The sequence below is a fragment of the Streptomyces sp. CA-106110 genome, assembly GCF_050936285.1.
Lineage (GTDB): Bacteria > Actinomycetota > Actinomycetes > Streptomycetales > Streptomycetaceae > Streptomyces.
In genome coordinates, this window is record NZ_JBNJNB010000001.1 from 5566257 (window position 1) to 5581571 (window position 15315).

Below are 15315 nucleotides of genomic sequence, written 5' to 3' on the forward strand. Positions count from 1 at the left end.
ATGTCCCTTTTATTCGCCGGGATGCTCGACTAGTGCGCCTAGTACCACCCGGTTCGCGTGTGCGGCATGTCACCGCCGCCGTTTGCCGGGCCTGCCTTCCGTCATGGATCGGTCACTGAGGACCGGGAGATCCATGGGGAAACGAAGGAATGGAAAAAGGGGCTGCCCCGGGACCGAAGTCCCGGGGCAGCCCCTTCGGCGAAACCCTCGGAGGGTTTACGCCTCCTTGCTCAGGTTGGGTCCGGCGCCACCGGCCGCCTGCTCGATCGGCGGGACGTCCGGCAGTGCCGACTTCTCCTCACCGCGGTAGGTGAAGGTCTTGGCGTCGCCCTCGCCCTCCGTGTCGACGACCACGATGTGGCCCGGACGCAGCTCTCCGAAGAGGATCTTCTCGGACAGCGTGTCCTCGATCTCGCGCTGGATCGTGCGGCGCAGTGGCCGGGCGCCCAGCACGGGGTCGTAGCCCTTCTTCGCCAGCAGCTCCTTGGCGGACTGGGCGAGCTCGAGGCCCATGTCCCGGTCCTTGAGCCGCTCGTCGACCTTGCCGATCATCAGGTCGACGATCGCCAGGATGTCGGTCTGGGTCAGCTGCGGGAAGACGACCACGTCGTCGACGCGGTTGAGGAACTCGGGCCGGAAGTGCTGCTTCAGCTCGTCCGACACCTTGTTCTTCATGCGCTCGTAGTTGCTCTTCGTGTCGCCCGCGGCGGCGAAGCCCAGGTTGAAGCCCTTGGAGATGTCCCGGGTGCCGAGGTTGGTCGTCATGATGATGACCGTGTTCTTGAAGTCCACGACCCGGCCCTGGGAGTCGGTCAGACGACCGTCCTCCAGGATCTGCAGCAGCGAGTTGAAGATGTCCGGGTGGGCCTTCTCGACCTCGTCGAAGAGAACCACCGAGAACGGCTTGCGCCGCACCTTCTCCGTCAGCTGGCCGCCCTCCTCGTAGCCCACGTAGCCGGGGGGCGAACCGAAGAGACGCGAGACCGTGTGCTTCTCGCTGAACTCCGACATGTCGAGGGAGATCAGCGCGTCCTCGTCACCGAAGAGGAACTCGGCGAGCGCCTTGGACAGCTCGGTCTTACCGACACCGGACGGGCCCGCGAAGATGAACGAACCACCCGGACGCTTCGGGTCCTTCAGACCCGCACGCGTACGGCGGATCGCCTTCGAGAGCGCCTTGACGGCGTCCACCTGGCCGATGACCCGCTTGTGGAGCTCGTCCTCCATGCGGAGCAGTCGGCTGGACTCCTCCTCGGTGAGCTTGAAGACCGGGATGCCCGTGGCGGTGGCCAACACCTCGGCGATCAGCTCGCCGTCGACCTCGGCGACGACGTCCATGTCGCCGGCCTTCCACTCCTTCTCCCGCTTGGCCTTCGCGGCGAGCAGCTGCTTCTCCTTGTCACGGAGAGACGCCGCCTTCTCGAAGTCCTGGGAGTCGATCGCGGACTCCTTGTCCCGGCGGACGGCCGCGATCTTCTCGTCGAACTCGCGCAGGTCCGGCGGAGCGGTCATCCGGCGGATGCGCATCCGGGAACCGGCCTCGTCGATGAGGTCGATCGCCTTGTCCGGCAGGAAGCGGTCCGAGATGTAGCGGTCGGCGAGGGTGGCCGCCTGGACCAGGGCCTCGTCCGTGATGGAGACGCGGTGGTGCGCCTCGTAACGGTCGCGCAGACCCTTGAGGATCTCGATGGTGTGCGGCAGGGACGGCTCCGCGACCTGGATGGGCTGGAAGCGGCGCTCGAGGGCCGCGTCCTTCTCCAGGTGCTTGCGGTACTCGTCCAGCGTGGTCGCACCGATGGTCTGCAGCTCACCGCGGGCCAGCATCGGCTTCAGGATGGAAGCCGCGTCGATGGCGCCCTCGGCGGCACCCGCACCGACCAGCGTGTGCAGCTCGTCGATGAACAGGATGATGTCGCCGCGGGTGCGGATCTCCTTGAGCACCTTCTTCAGGCGCTCCTCGAAGTCACCGCGGTAGCGGGAGCCGGCGACCAGCGCGCCCAGGTCGAGGGTGTAGAGGTGCTTGTCCTTGAGGGTCTCGGGCACCTCGCCCTTGACGATGGCCTGGGCCAGGCCCTCGACGACCGCCGTCTTGCCGACGCCGGGCTCGCCGATGAGGACCGGGTTGTTCTTGGTCCGGCGGGACAGCACCTGCATGACCCGCTCGATCTCCTTCTCGCGCCCGATGACCGGGTCGAGCTTGGACTCACGAGCGGCCTGGGTGAGGTTCCGGCCGAACTGGTCCAGGACGAGGGAGGTCGAGGGGGTGCCCTCGGCCGGGCCGCCGGCGGTGGCGGTCTCCTTGCCCTGGTAGCCCGACAGCAGCTGGATGACCTGCTGGCGGACACGGTTGAGGTCTGCGCCCAGCTTGACCAGGACCTGGGCGGCGACGCCCTCGCCCTCACGGATCAGGCCGAGCAGGATGTGCTCCGTGCCGATGTAGTTGTGGCCGAGCTGGAGGGCCTCGCGGAGCGACAGCTCTAGGACCTTCTTGGCACGGGGAGTGAAGGGAATGTGGCCTGAGGGCGCCTGCTGGCCCTGGCCGATGATTTCCTCCACCTGCTGGCGGACCGCCTCGAGCGAAATCCCGAGGCTCTCCAGGGCCTTAGCGGCGACACCCTCACCCTCGTGGATCAGGCCCAGGAGGATGTGCTCGGTGCCGATGTAGTTGTGGTTGAGCATCCGGGCTTCTTCCTGAGCCAGGACGACAACCCGCCGCGCGCGGTCGGTGAACCTCTCGAACATCGTTAATCGCTCCTCAGAGCGGTCAGGCAGTGAGGGGACTCTCCCCTCGCTGTCCTTCCGCAGCTTAGTCCCGCAAGCGGGGACCGCTCATTCCAACTGCCGACACCGTTCTTGGCCTCCTGACCCCGAACGCCGACATCTGCTCCAACTCGATGGTGCGAGACGATGTTCCCGCAGGCCAGGCAGATACCCCACTCGCCAGTACGCCGTTGGCGAACGTGAGACCGCCTTTCCTCCGCGACGCCCCCTCCCACTAGGGATGTCTTACCCGCACGCATTGACACTCCATGCCGTGCACACCGGTTCCCTCCGCTACGGGCGAACATCCTTGCGCCGCCGAACACCCCTTGACGTCCCCATTTTCGGCACTGTGTGCAACGAGCTCGGCACATAGAGTAACCCCGAACGGACTTCCGCTGTTGCTCCTGACATGGCCCGCCCGTCGCCCGACCGCCACCTCTCGTCGGGGCGTTCAGCGCCACCCCCGCCCGTCGCCATGCCGCCGCCCGGGACGGCGCCCGGCGCGAGCGGTGCGGTGCGTCACTGGTACGAGCGGGAACTGGGCTGGGAGACCCTGCCCGGAGAGCCGGTGCGGCTGGTGACGGGGGTGCGCTTCGATGTCCTGGAAGTCCCCGCGGAGGCCGGTTTCGCCGCACTGCGGCATCTGGGGCCCTCGTCGCCGGTGGCACTGTGCGGACGGCGGATGCGGCTGCTGGTGGCCGCGGGCAGCGCGGAGGAGGTGCCTGGGCTGCTCGACTGGCTGGAGTGGGGCGCTGTGGCCCTGGATCTCATGGCGACCGGGGAGGGCGGGCACATCGAGGCTCCGCTGCCGCCGGGACGCCCCCTGGCGAAGGTGCCGTCGGATCCGGACGGCATCCCGGAATCCCGGCCGCTTCCCCTGGACCGGAACGATTCACAGGGGGCCGCCGTCTGGCTGCGGCCCCCCGAGCCGGGATGCGACGTCGAACTGCTGTTGCCGGCGCTGTCGGCCGTGCGGGGCGGTGGGGGCGCCCCCGATCTGGTACGTCTGGTCGACACGATGGCAACGCAGTGCCACCGGGTCCGGCTGAGGAGCGCGAGCGCTCAGCCGTTCGCCTTCTCGTAGGCCTCGCGGATGGACGCCGGCACACGGCCGCGGTCGTTGACCTCGTAACCGTTCTCCTTCGCCCAGGCACGGATCTGCGCGGTGTCCTGGCTGCCGCCGGAAGCCGCGGCACGGGTCTTGCCGCGTCCGCCCGACGCACGGCCACCGGTACGACGACCACCCTTCACATAGGGGTCGAGAAGGCCACGGAGCTTGTCCGCATTGGCGGTCGTGAGGTCGATCTCGTACGTCTTGCCGTCCACCGCGAACGTGACGGTCTCGTCCGCCTCGCCACCGTCGAGGTCGTCGACAAGAAGGACCTGAACCTTCTGTGCCACCGGATTTCCTTTCATCGATATCTTCAGGGCCGAGGGTCTGCGGCCTGTGCCGCCCGTTTCGCGTCCCCTGTTATATGCAGTACTGCAGTACGTCGGAAAGCAAACCGCTTTTGCTGGAAAAACACAAACCCTCTGGGAGAGGTCAGTGGACGACCCTGAGAGCGGAAAGATACGCGTTTCGGACATAGGGAACCCGGGCAAGGTCGTCCGGCTGAAGCACGGCTGAATAGTCGCGGGCGATCACAGATGCAGAAGCATCCGGCTGTTGCCCAAGGTGTTCGGTTTCACTCGTTCGAGACCGAGGAACTCCGCCACACCCTCGTCATAGGAACGCATCAGCTCCGCGTAGACATCCCTGTCCACCGGTGTCTCCCCGATCTCCACGAAGCCGTGCTTCCCGAAGAAGTCCACTTCGAAGGTCAGGCAGAAAACACGGCGAACCCCGAGCCAGCGGGCGGTCTGCAGCAACTTCTCCAGCAACTGATGCCCGACACCGAGCCCCCTGGCCCCGGGGTTCACCGCCAGAGTGCGCACTTCCGCCAGGTCTTCCCACATGACGTGCAGGGCGCCGCAGCCCACGACCTCGCCGTTGTCGTCGCGTTCCGCCACCCAGAACTCCTGGATGTCCTCGTAAAGCGTCACCGTCGCTTTGTCGAGCAGGATGCCGCGCCGGACGTAGGCGTCGAGCAGTCGGCGCACCGCGGGGACATCGCTCGTCCTGGCCCGTCGGACAGTGATGGCTTTCGTGGTGGCTTCGGTGCTCTCTGCCGGCATGGGCGGACGCTATCGCCCGGTGTCGTCCTCGGCAGCGGCGGGGTTGTTCTCGTCAGGCATCTCCGCGGGGTTCTCCCCGGGGTTCCCGGCGGGGTTCTCCCCGGGGTTCCCGGCGGGGTTCTCCCCGGGGTTCCCGGCGGGGTTCTCGCCGCCGCTCCCCTCGGCACCACCCGGACGTGCGCTCGATTCGGGGGATTCGGCATCCTCGGCGCCCGGCGTTTTCGTACTCGACGACTCCCGGCTCTCCGGGCCCTGCACGATGCGTACGGCGTCGTTCAGGGCCTGCCGCTGTTCGTCGCTCATCATGCCGAAGAAGGCGACCAGTGCGGCGGCCGCGTTGTCGCTCTGCGACCAGGCGTCGTTCATCAGGGCCGCCGCGTAGGCGGCACGGGTGGAGACCGCCTCATATCGATAGGCACGGCCTTCCGCCTCTCGGCGGACCCAGCCCTTCTGATGGAGGTTGTCCAAGACGGTCATCACGGTGGTGTACGCGATGGACCGTTCCTGTTGAAGGTCTTCCAGGACTTCTCGAACGGTCACCGGGCGGTTCCACTTCCACACCCGCGTCATGACCGCGTCTTCGAGTTCTCCCAATGGGCGAGGCACGTTCAGCACAATAGTGGCAGAAGTCATCCATGGCCTACCGGACGTGCGCTTACGCGGCGAACCCCAGCAAAAAGGGCGTACGACTCGAAAGATCCACGGGTCGTACGCCAGGGTGGGCTGGAGACACCTGGAACGCGGCGGCCCGCCGATGCGCGCCGGCCGGGTCAGACCTCGGCGTCCTGAGCGCCCTTGTGGGCATGCTCGGCATGGGCGAGGGCCGCGTCGACGGCCGCGTCCTCCTTGGCCTTGTTGGCGCCGCCCTGGGTCTTCACGATCACCCTGATGAGTCCGATGAAGAACACGGCCATGACGACCGGGGGTACGAGCGCGGAGACGTAGTCCATGCGACCAGAGTAGCCAGGGCCTGTCCGATCGGCCCCGGTCGGGTCGGCGTTACCGGATTGCGGCAGGTGGGGCGGGTACGGGCGCGGCGCCTCGCTGCGGGTCAGCCGACGGCGAGCTCCCGCTGCGCGTGCGGCGGCCCGGGTTTGCGCTTCGGCGGGAAGACCTCGCCGGGGGTGGGGATGGGGCGCGACGGGCGCGGGGTCCCGGGCTCGGGACGCGGACCGGGTTTCTCCGGCTTCTCGGCGGGCTTGTCACCGGGTTTGGCGGCCGGCTCCTCGGCCGGCTCCTCTCCGCTCGCGCGGCCGCCCGGAAGGGCCGTGAGCCGGGCACGGGAGGCGGGGATGACCGCCCTGCGGGGCGTCGGCTGGGCGCGTGCGTCGAGTTCGGCCACGGCTCGGCAGCGCTCCAGGAGGGCGGCGGCGGCCGGCGTGCCGCGCAGGGCGCGCAAGGCGGCGAGGTCGTCGGGGGCCGGGCGGTGGCCGGCGCGGAGGGCGTCGTCCAGGAGGGTGAGGTAGCCGACGGCGGCACCGGGGAGGGCGGCACGGTAGCGCGCGAGGTCCGCCACCAGGAAGGTCCTCAGGCGGGCACCCTCCCGCACCGCCTCGTCGACGGACGCGGCGAGGCGGAGGCAGTCCTGGACGTCCTCTGCGGAAGCGGTGCGGGGTTGGAGGGCGAGGGCGAGGGCACGGCGGAGCACGTACAGCTCCTCCGTGCCGAACGCCAGGCCGCCGCGGGATCCGTATGGCGTGGGCATGCGGGGACGCTACCGCTAATCGGACAAAACCGGCCTACCAGGCTGTCGTGTCGCTTCCGGTTTCCCTCAGGTGGGGGCGAGGCGCGTCCGTTCGCCGTCGGCGGTGCCGGCCGCACGCGACTGCGCGTCGTGTGCGGTCGGCGGCGGAGCCGTGCGATGCCGCGGTCCCCGCGCCCCTGCCGGGCGCGGGGCGCTCACATACGGGAGACGTTCCGTTCGTACACCAACCGCAGACCGATCAGGGTCAGCCACGGCTCGTGTTCGTCGATCACCGAGGCCTCGCCCAGGACCATCGGGGCCAGGCCGCCGGTCGCGATGACCGTGACGTCGTCCGGGTTCTCCGCCAGCTCGCGGGCCATCCGGTTCACCACGCCGTCCACCTGTCCGGCGAACCCGTAGACGATGCCGGCCTGCATCGCCTCGACCGTGTTCTTGCCGATCACTGCGCGCGGCCGGACCAGTTCGATCTTGCGGAGCTGGGCGCCGCGGACGCCGAGGGCCTCGACGGAGATCTCGATACCGGGCGCGATGACGCCTCCCGTGTACTCGCCGCGCGCCGAGACCGCGTCGAACGTGGTCGCCGTACCGAAGTCCACGACGATCGCCGGACCGCCGTAGAGCTCGACCGCCGCCGCCGCGTTGATGATGCGGTCGGCGCCGACCTCCTTCGGGTTGTCCATCAGGATCGGGACGCCCGTCTTGATGCCGGGTTCCACCAGGACCGCGGGGACGTCGCCGTAGTAGCGGCGGGTGACCTCGCGCAGTTCGTGCAGCACGGAGGGGACGGTCGAGCAGATGGCGATGCCGTCGATGCCGTCGCCCAGCTCCTCGCCGAGCAGCGGGTGCATGCCCATCAGGCCCTGGAGGAGCACCGCCAGTTCGTCCGCCGTGCGGCGCGCGTCCGTGGAGATGCGCCAGTGCTCGACGATGTCCTCGCCGTCGAACAGGCCCAGGACCGTGTGCGTGTTGCCTACGTCGATGGTCAGCAGCATGGCCCTACCTACTCCGCCGCTCGCAGGTCCAGGCCGATGTCCAGGATCGGGGAGGAGTGCGTCAGTGCCCCCACCGCCAGGAAGTCGACGCCCGTGTCCGCGTAGGCCCTCGCGTTCTCGAGGGTCAGGCGGCCCGACGCCTCCAGCAGCGCGCGGCCGGCGACGATGGCCACCGCCTCCTCGCACTCGCCCGGCGTGAAGTTGTCCAGGAGGATCAGGTCGGCACCCGCGTCCACGACCTCGCGCAGCTGGTGCAGGGTGTCGACCTCGACCTCGATCGCCACGTCGGGGAACATCTCGCGGACCGCCTTGAAGGCCTGCGAGACGCCGCCCGCCGCCACCACGTGGTTGTCCTTGACCAGCGCCGCGTCCGACAGGGACATCCGGTGGTTGACGCCGCCGCCGCAGCGGACGGCGAACTTCTCCAGGGACCGCAGGCCCGGTGTCGTCTTGCGGGTGTCCCGCACCCGCGTCCCGGTGCCTTCCAGGGCGTCCGCCCACGCGCGCGTGGCGGTCGCGATGCCCGACAGACGGCACAGCACGTTCAGCGCGCTGCGCTCGGCGGTCAGCAGGTCACGGGTGCGGGTGGTGACGGTCAGGAGCGTCTGACCGGCCTCCACCCGGTCCCCGTCCTCCACGTGCCGCTCGACCTCGAACTCGTCCGAGCAGACCACCGAGATGACCGCCTCGGCGACCCTGAGGCCGGCCGCCACACCGGCCTGGCGCGCGGTGAAGTCGCCCGTCGCGACGGCGTCCTCGGGGATCGTCGCGACCGTCGTGACGTCCACGCCGTGGACCAGGTCCTCCTGGATGGCGACGTTGGCGATGTCCTCGACCTCCACCGGGTCGAGTCCGGCGTCGGTCAGGAGCTGGGCGAGCGCGGGGTCGAGCCCGCACTCCAGGTATTCCTCGTCGGCGTCCGCTCCGCAGCCGCAGCCGTCGCCGCAGCCGTCGCTCGGGACGAGGGGAAGGTCGGGGGTGCTCACTTCTGTCACTGCTCCTGGGGACGGTGCTGCCGGGTAGGGGGGAAGTCTGCGGTGTCGGTGGTGCGGACGGCCAGCGTCCGGTCCGGATTGAGCCGTACGACGATATGGCGGCGCCAGGCGGTGTCGTCGCGGTCCGCGTGGTCCTCGCGCCAGTGGCAGCCGCGGGTCTCCGCGCGCAGGAGGGCGGCCGCGACCAGTACCCGGGCCACGCACAGGAGGTTGGTGGCCTCCCAGGTGTCGACGCCGGGCTCCGAGGTCTTGCCGTTCTCGTCCAGAGCGTCCCGGGCGTCGGAGTGCAGCCGCTGGAGGCGGTCGGCGGCCGTCCGGAGCGACTGCTCGGACCTCAGCACCCCGGCGCCGTCCGTCATGATCCGCTGGATCGCGAAGCGGTCCTCCGGGGCCAGCAGCGGGTGCGCCGGCCGGTCGGGATGCGGCACGGGCTCGGGCACGCGCGCGTGCAGGCCCTCCTCGGCTCGTTCCCGCGCGATGTCCGCCGCGATGCGCTCGGCGTAGACGAGGCCCTCCAGGAGGGAGTTGGAGGCGAGCCGGTTCGCGCCGTGGACGCCCGTGCAGGCGACCTCGCCGCAGGCGTACAGGCCCGGCACGGTCGTCCTGCCCCGGGCGTCGGTGCGCACCCCGCCGGAGGCGTAGTGGGCCGCCGGGGCGACCGGGATGGGCTCGGTGACCGGGTCGATGCCGTGGGCGCGGCAGGCGGCGAGGATCGTCGGGAAGCGGTGCTCCCACATCTCGGCGCCGAAGTGGCGGGCGTCGAGGAACATGTGCTCGGCGCCCTGCTCCTGCATGCGGCGCATGATGCCCTTGGCGACGATGTCCCGGGGCGCCAGTTCGGCCAGCTCGTGCTGTCCGACCATGAAGCGCACGCCGTCCGCGTCCACGAGGTGGGCGCCCTCCCCGCGGACCGCCTCGGAGACCAGCGGCTGCTGGCCCTCCGCGTCCGGGCCGAGGAAGAGCACGGTCGGGTGGAACTGCACGAACTCCAGATCGCTGACCTCGGCGCCGGCGCGCAGGGCGAGCGCCACTCCGTCGCCTGTGGACACCGACGGGTTGGTGGTCGCGGAGAAGACCTGGCCCATGCCTCCCGTGGCGAGGACCACGGCGGGCGCGTGCACGGCGCCCACGCCGTCGTGCTGGCCCTCGCCCATGACGTGCAGGCTCACGCCCGCGGTACGCCCCTCGGCGTCCGTCAGCAGGTCCAGGACCAGCGCGTTCTCGATCGTGCGCAGCCCACGCGCGCGTACCGCCTCGACGAGCGCCCGGGAGATCTCGGCGCCGGTCGCGTCACCGCCGGCGTGCGCGATACGGCGGCGGTGGTGGCCGCCCTCACGGGTGAGCTGGATGCCGCCCTCGTCGTCCGTGTCGAAGTGGGCGCCGGTGGACATGAGCCGGCGTACGGCGTCGGGGCCCTCGGTGACCAGGATGCGCACCGCCTCCTCGTCGCACAGCCCCGCACCCGCGACCAGTGTGTCGTCCAGGTGCTGCTCGGGGGTGTCGCCCTCGCCCAGCGCCGCCGCGATACCGCCCTGTGCCCAGCGGGTGGAACCGTCGTCGAGACGTGCCTTGGTGACGACGACCGTCCTCAGGCCCGCCGCCTCGCAGCGCAGGGCCGCGGTGAGGCCGGCGACACCGGAACCGACGACCACCACGTCCGCGGAGATGGACCAGCCCGGTGCGGGCGCGTGCAGTCGTATGCCTGTGCTGGTCACGAGGCGGCTCCGTGAGGGTCGACGGGCTCGGGGGCTCCGAAGGAGAGGGGGATGTTGTCGATCAGCCGGGTCGTCCCGACCCGGGCGGCCACGGCGAGGACCGCGTCACCGGCGAAGTCGTCGGGGATCTCGGTGAAGTCGGACGGATCGACCAGGGCCAGGTAGTCCAGGACCAGCGGCGGGTCCAGCTGCGCCGCCTCGTCGAGGACGAGACGGGCGGCCGCGCGGACGGCGGCCGGACCGCCGGGTGCGGCCTTGGCGACGGCGTGCGCGTCGGCTGCGGCGCGCGACTCGCCTATCGCGCTGAGGGCCTCGGCACGCGCGCGCGTGGCGGGCACCTCACGGGCACGCGCGCGCAGGGCCTCCTGGGCGGCGTGCCGGTCGCGGCCCGCGAACAGGGCGCGGGACAGGGCGAGCGCGGTGTACCGCTCGGCGGGCGAGAGGTAGCGGTTGCGGCTGGAGAGGGCCAGGCCGTCGGGCTCGCGCACGGTGGGCACGCCGACGATGTCCACACCGAAGTTCAGGTCGCGCACCATCCGGCGGATGAGAGCGAGCTGCTGGGCGTCCTTCTGCCCGAACAGGGCCACGTCGGGGCGGGTGAGGTGCAGCAGCTTGGCGACGACGGTGAGCATGCCGTCGAAGTGGCCGGGGCGGGAGGCCCCTTCGAGGCGCTCGCCCATGGATCCCGCGGACATCCGGACCTGGGGCTCGCCGCCGGGGTAGACCTCGTCGACGGAGGGGGCGAACACGGCGTCCGCCCCGGCCTGTTCCGCGACCTTGAGGTCGACGTCCAGGGTGCGCGGATAGCGCTCGAGGTCCTCACCCTTGCCGAACTGCAGCGGATTGACGAAGACGGTGACGATCACGAAGCCCTTGCCGCCGACGTGCCTCCTGGCCGCCCGGATCAGGCTGGCGTGGCCCTCGTGCAGGGCGCCCATGGTCATCACGACGGCGGTGCGCCCCGGCACCGCGTAGTGGTCCTGGATGTACCGCAGGTCGTCCACCGTGGGGACGAGTTCGAAGGGACGTCGGCTCATCGGTCTTCCCCGTTCGCAGGGTTCTCGGGGTCCTCGGGGTTCTCCGGCGTCCCGGACTGCTCCGGGCTCCCGGGCAGGTCGGTGCCGTTGGCGAGTACCCCGAGGAGGTCCTCCGCGAGCTCGGGCTTGAGCAGTCCATGGGCAAGAGCCCGGTCGGCGGTCGCGCGGGCCATCGCCAGATAGCCGGCCACGGCCTGGGGGGCGTGCTCGCGCAGCTCGGCGATGTGCGCGGCGACCGTGCCCGCGTCGCCGCGCGCGACGGGGCCGGTCAGGGCCGCGTCGCCGGAGCGCAGGGCGTTGTCCAGGGCGGCGCCGAGCAGCGGGCCGAGCATCCGGTCGGGAGCCTCGACGCCCGCCGCGCGCAGCAGCTCCATGGACTGGGCGACCAGGGTGACGAGGTGGTTCGCGCCGAGCGCGAGGGCCGCGTGGTAGAGCGGGCGCCGCTCCTCGGCGATCCACTCGGGCTCGCCGCCCATCTCGATCACGAGCGCCTCGGCGGCCAGCCGCAGCTCCTCGGGCGCGGTGACGCCGAAGGAGCACCCGGCCAGGCGCTGGACGTCGACCGGGGTGCCGGTGAATGTCATCGCGGGGTGCAGGGCGAGCGGCAGCGCCCCGGCGCGCAGGGCGGGGTCGAGCACCTTGGCCCCGTACCGCCCGGAGGTGTGCACCAGCAGCTGCCCCGGGCGTACGGCCCCGGTCTCGGCCAGGCCCTCCACCAGGCCCGGCAGGACGTCGTCGGGGACGGTCAGCAGGACCAGGTCGGCACGGTCCAGGACTTCGGCGGGCGGGACGACCGGCACGTCCGGGAGCATCAGCGCCGCCCGTCGTCTGGAGGTGTCGGAGACCCCGGAGACGGCGACCGGCCGGTGCCCGGCCAGCTGCAGCGACGCGGCGAGCGCGGGCCCCACCCGGCCCGCTCCGACCACGCCCACGGTGAGCCGCGCGGGGCGGTCCTTGGGGTCTGGCTGCTGGAATGTACTCACTCGACGGTGGCCTTCCCGTTCCAGTCCGCGCTGGGTACCGGACGATTTCTCGTCATGTTAACGCGATTGGGGTTCGGGGCGGTTTGGGGAGGGCCGGATCGCCGTTCAGCGTGCGGTGGTGAGGGCCCGGATCGTCGGGGTCCGGTAGAGGTCGCGCAGCGGCAGTGACGGCAGCCCACGGGCGCGCAGGGCGGCGCTGACACGCACGGCGAACAGGGAGTTGCCGCCGAGCTCGAAGAAGTCGTCGTCGAGACCCACGGGGGTACCGAGGACCGCCTCCCAGATCTCCTGGAGGGACTCGGCGAGACCGGTGTCACCCCCGACATCGGGTCTGTCGCCGGAAGGTCCGGGTCCGGGCCGGACGGACGCCGTCGAGCGGACCGGGGCGGGCAGCCGGGCCGGGTCCAGCTTGCCGTTGGTCGTCAGCGGGAGGAGGCCGAGGGCCGTGACCGTGGCCGGGACCATGTGCTCGGGCAGGATGCGGGCGGCGCGCTTGCGGATGCCCTGCGGATCGGCGGCCGGCGCGTCGGCGGCCGGTACGACATAGGCGTCGAGTCGGGCCGTGGCCGGGTCGGCGGGGTCGTCGCGGCGCACCACGACGGCCGCGGCGGCGACGTCCGGGTCCTCCAGGAGGACCGCGCGGATCTCGTCGAGTTCGATGCGGAAGCCGCGGATCTTGACCTGGCTGTCGATCCGGCCGAGGTGCTCCAGCCGTCCGTCGGGGCGCAGCCGGCCCAGGTCTCCGCTGCGGTACACGCGGGCCGAGGGACCGGGGGCGTACGGGTCGGGCAGGAAGCGCTCCGCGGTCAGATCGGGCCGGTCGAGGTATCCGGCGGCGACGCCCGCGCCGCCCACGCGGATCTCGCCGGTGACGCCCGGGGGCACGAGGCGGCCCCGCTCGTCGGTGACGTACAGATGCCAGCCCGGCAGGGCGGGGCCCACGGAGCGGGAGCCGGCGAGGGCGAGTTCGCGGGTCACGGTCTGGGCGGTGACGTGCACGGTCGTCTCGGTGATGCCGAACATGTTGACCATGCGGCAGGTGTTCTCGGGATGCCGGTCGAGCCAGGGGAGCAGCATGCGGCTGTCCAGCGGCTCGCCGCCGAACACCACCAGCCGGACCGGCAGCCGGGTGTGGTCGACCTGGAGGAGCTGGGAGAACGCGGACGGGGTCTGGCTGAGCACGGTGACGCGCCGGGCGAGGAGCAGGTCGCGGAAGTCCTCCGGGTCGCGGGTGACGAAGTACGGGACGACGACGAGCCGTCCGCCGGTCAGCAGGCAGCCCCAGATCTCCCACACCGAGAAGTCGAAGGCGGCCGAGTGGAACAGCGTCCAGGTGTCGTCGGCGCCGAGCCGGTACTCGTCCCGGGTGGCGTCGATCAGGGAGACGACGTTGCGGTGCGGCACGATCACGCCCTTGGGGCGGCCCGTGGAACCGGAGGTGTAGATGACGTACGCCGGGTCGTCGGGACCCGCGCCGGGAAGCTCCCCTCCCTCGGCGGGGGCGACGTCGGCCAGTTCGTCGGGGGTCAGCAGCGCGACCCCGCCGTCGCACGGGAACCCGCCGAGGCGGGTCACCACGACGCGCGGCCCGGCGTCCGAGAGGGTGCGGGCCAGACGCTCGGTGGGGTAGGCCGGGTCGGTCGGCACATAGGCGGCCCCCGCCCTGACGACGGCGAGCAGGGTGACGACGAGTTCCGCGGTCCGCTCCAGGCAGACGCCCACGCGGTCGCCGCGGCGCACTCCGCGGGCCCGCAGCCCGGCGGCCATACGGGCGGAGCCTTCGTCCAACTCCCGGTAGGTGAACTCCACTTCGCCGTCGCAGACGGCCACGGCATCAGGCGTGGCGGCCGCAACCCTCGCGAATGCCCCGGCCAGGGTGTCCGGTTCGGGCACGAGGGCGGTGGCGGGCCGCCCGAGCCGGGCCACGCGGTCCCGCTCGTCGGCGTCGAGCGGATCCACGTCCGCGACCGCCGTCCCCGGTGCGAGCGCCGACTGCCGGTACACCTCACCGAAGTGCCGAGTGAAGCCCTCGGCGACCGCCGGCGAGACATGGCTGTGCCAGAAGAAGCAGGACAGTCGGGTGCCGCCGTCGGGAAGGGCCGAGAAGGCGAACGTGAGGGGGAAGGGCGGGGCGAGGCAGGGCAGCCGTTCGCGCAGCCCGGCGCCGCTGACGCCCGGCACGGGGCCACCACCGGACGGAACGCCGGGGACCCGGCCGTCCGGGTCCGGCACCGCCCCCCGGGCCTGTGCCGCGGGCGCCCCGGCTTCGTGCGGCGGGGCCGGGTCGGGCTCGGCCTCCTGGAGGACGCCCGCGAGGACGGCCCGTGTCACCCGCGCCGGTTCCGCGGTGCCCAGCTCCCGCAGCGTGGTCGACGGGGGCACGGCGTACTCCAGTGCTCCCGCCGCCCCGGTGATCGCGACCGTGGCCGAGCCCGTCGAGCCGTGGCCGTCGTAGCGGGCGAGGGTCAGGGCCAGTGCGGGCAGGCGGAGGAACGCAGGTGTGGTGGCGTACGGGACCAACAGGTCGAGGTGGTGCGTGCCGTGGGCCGTGGCGGACGGATCGCCCCCACCCCAGTCCGGGGCGTCGGCCATGGGCGGCGGCTCGGCGCGGAATCCGGCCGGTCGCGGGCAGGGCGACGGCGGGCGCTCCCCCGTCAGCACCTCCGCCAGGTGGCGCAGACCGGCCCCGTCCAGTCGGTCCCGGTGTGCCACGACGACCAGATCCGCCGTGCCGTCGGCATAGCGCAGCAGGACGCACCGCACGCCCCGGGTCACCGGGCGGTGCAGTTCGGCGTCGCGGCGACGTACGGCGAGCGGCTGGGCCGGTGCGGCCGGCACGTCGGCCGCCCACAGCCGCCATGGGCCCGCGACGGCCAGCGTCTCCTCCAGCCGCTGTACGCCGATCCCGGTCACCGAGACGCGGACCGCATGGCACTGTGCACCTGGCACG

Annotated in this window: 13 protein-coding genes; 1 reads left to right on the forward strand and 12 read right to left on the reverse strand. The window is 71.6% G+C overall.

The genetic code is table 11. The annotated features are described in order from the left end of the window. Window positions 1-216 precede the first annotated feature (216 nt). Window positions 217-2742 (reverse strand): ATP-dependent Clp protease ATP-binding subunit, encoded by a 2526-nt coding sequence (locus ACQEXA_RS25610; RefSeq protein ID WP_432930988.1) that lies wholly within the window; start codon window positions 2740-2742, stop codon window positions 217-219. Between the two features lie 430 nt (window positions 2743-3172). On the opposite strand from ACQEXA_RS25610, the gene ACQEXA_RS25615 reads away from it, so the two are divergent. Continuing rightward, window positions 3173-3847 carry an SCO3374 family protein gene (locus ACQEXA_RS25615; RefSeq protein WP_433131121.1) on the forward strand — a complete coding sequence of 225 codons (675 nt, stop codon included), beginning with the start codon at window positions 3173-3175 and terminating at the stop codon, window positions 3845-3847. On the opposite strand, the gene ACQEXA_RS25620 is transcribed toward ACQEXA_RS25615, so the two are convergent. The 11 genes from ACQEXA_RS25620 to ACQEXA_RS25670 form a co-directional block, all read right to left on the reverse strand. Then, the gene (locus tag ACQEXA_RS25620) at window positions 3826-4164 is read right to left on the reverse strand and encodes a histone-like nucleoid-structuring protein Lsr2 (protein WP_359394812.1); all 339 of its coding nucleotides are present in this window, start codon (window positions 4162-4164) and stop codon (window positions 3826-3828) included. The two genes, ACQEXA_RS25615 and ACQEXA_RS25620, sit on opposite strands and share 22 nt — an antisense overlap. A gap of 240 nt (window positions 4165-4404) precedes the next feature. Further along, window positions 4405-4938 (reverse strand): amino-acid N-acetyltransferase, encoded by a 534-nt coding sequence (locus tag ACQEXA_RS25625; protein ID WP_432930984.1) that lies wholly within the window; start codon window positions 4936-4938, stop codon window positions 4405-4407. Window positions 4939-4947: 9 nt separating this feature from the next. Then, window positions 4948-5508: a BlaI/MecI/CopY family transcriptional regulator gene (locus ACQEXA_RS25630; protein WP_433134618.1), complete on the reverse strand. Its 561-nt coding sequence runs from the start codon at window positions 5506-5508 to the stop codon at window positions 4948-4950. A gap of 200 nt (window positions 5509-5708) precedes the next feature. Further along, the gene (locus ACQEXA_RS25635; protein ID WP_432930982.1) at window positions 5709-5888 is read right to left on the reverse strand and encodes a hypothetical protein; all 180 of its coding nucleotides are present in this window, start codon (window positions 5886-5888) and stop codon (window positions 5709-5711) included. A 101-nt stretch (window positions 5889-5989) separates the two neighbouring features. Beyond that, entirely contained in the window at window positions 5990-6643 is a 654-nt protein-coding gene (locus tag ACQEXA_RS25640) for a hypothetical protein (RefSeq protein ID WP_432930980.1), read from the reverse strand. A gap of 194 nt (window positions 6644-6837) precedes the next feature. Continuing rightward, entirely contained in the window at window positions 6838-7635 is a 798-nt protein-coding gene (locus tag ACQEXA_RS25645; protein ID WP_433131123.1) for a type III pantothenate kinase, read from the reverse strand. Window positions 7636-7643: 8 nt separating this feature from the next. Next, window positions 7644-8621, reverse strand: coding sequence for a carboxylating nicotinate-nucleotide diphosphorylase (gene nadC, locus ACQEXA_RS25650; protein ID WP_433131125.1), 978 nt, complete (start codon window positions 8619-8621; stop codon window positions 7644-7646). A 5-nt stretch (window positions 8622-8626) separates the two neighbouring features. After that, window positions 8627-10345 carry an L-aspartate oxidase gene (locus ACQEXA_RS25655; RefSeq protein WP_432930974.1) on the reverse strand — a complete coding sequence of 573 codons (1719 nt, stop codon included), beginning with the start codon at window positions 10343-10345 and terminating at the stop codon, window positions 8627-8629. Beyond that, window positions 10342-11382, reverse strand: a complete 1041-nt coding sequence (panC, locus tag ACQEXA_RS25660) for a pantoate--beta-alanine ligase (protein WP_432930972.1) — start codon at window positions 11380-11382, stop codon at window positions 10342-10344. The genes ACQEXA_RS25655 and panC overlap by 4 nt, the downstream gene beginning before the upstream one ends. Then, a complete protein-coding gene (locus ACQEXA_RS25665; RefSeq protein WP_432930970.1) occupies window positions 11379-12365 on the reverse strand; it encodes a Rossmann-like and DUF2520 domain-containing protein in 987 nt (328 codons plus the stop codon). Before ACQEXA_RS25665 ends, panC begins: the two co-directional genes overlap by 4 nt. A 105-nt stretch (window positions 12366-12470) precedes the next feature. After that, on the reverse strand, window positions 12471-15314 hold the full coding sequence (locus tag ACQEXA_RS25670; protein WP_433131127.1) for an amino acid adenylation domain-containing protein: 2844 nt from the start codon (window positions 15312-15314) through the stop codon (window positions 12471-12473). Window position 15315 lies beyond the last annotated feature (1 nt).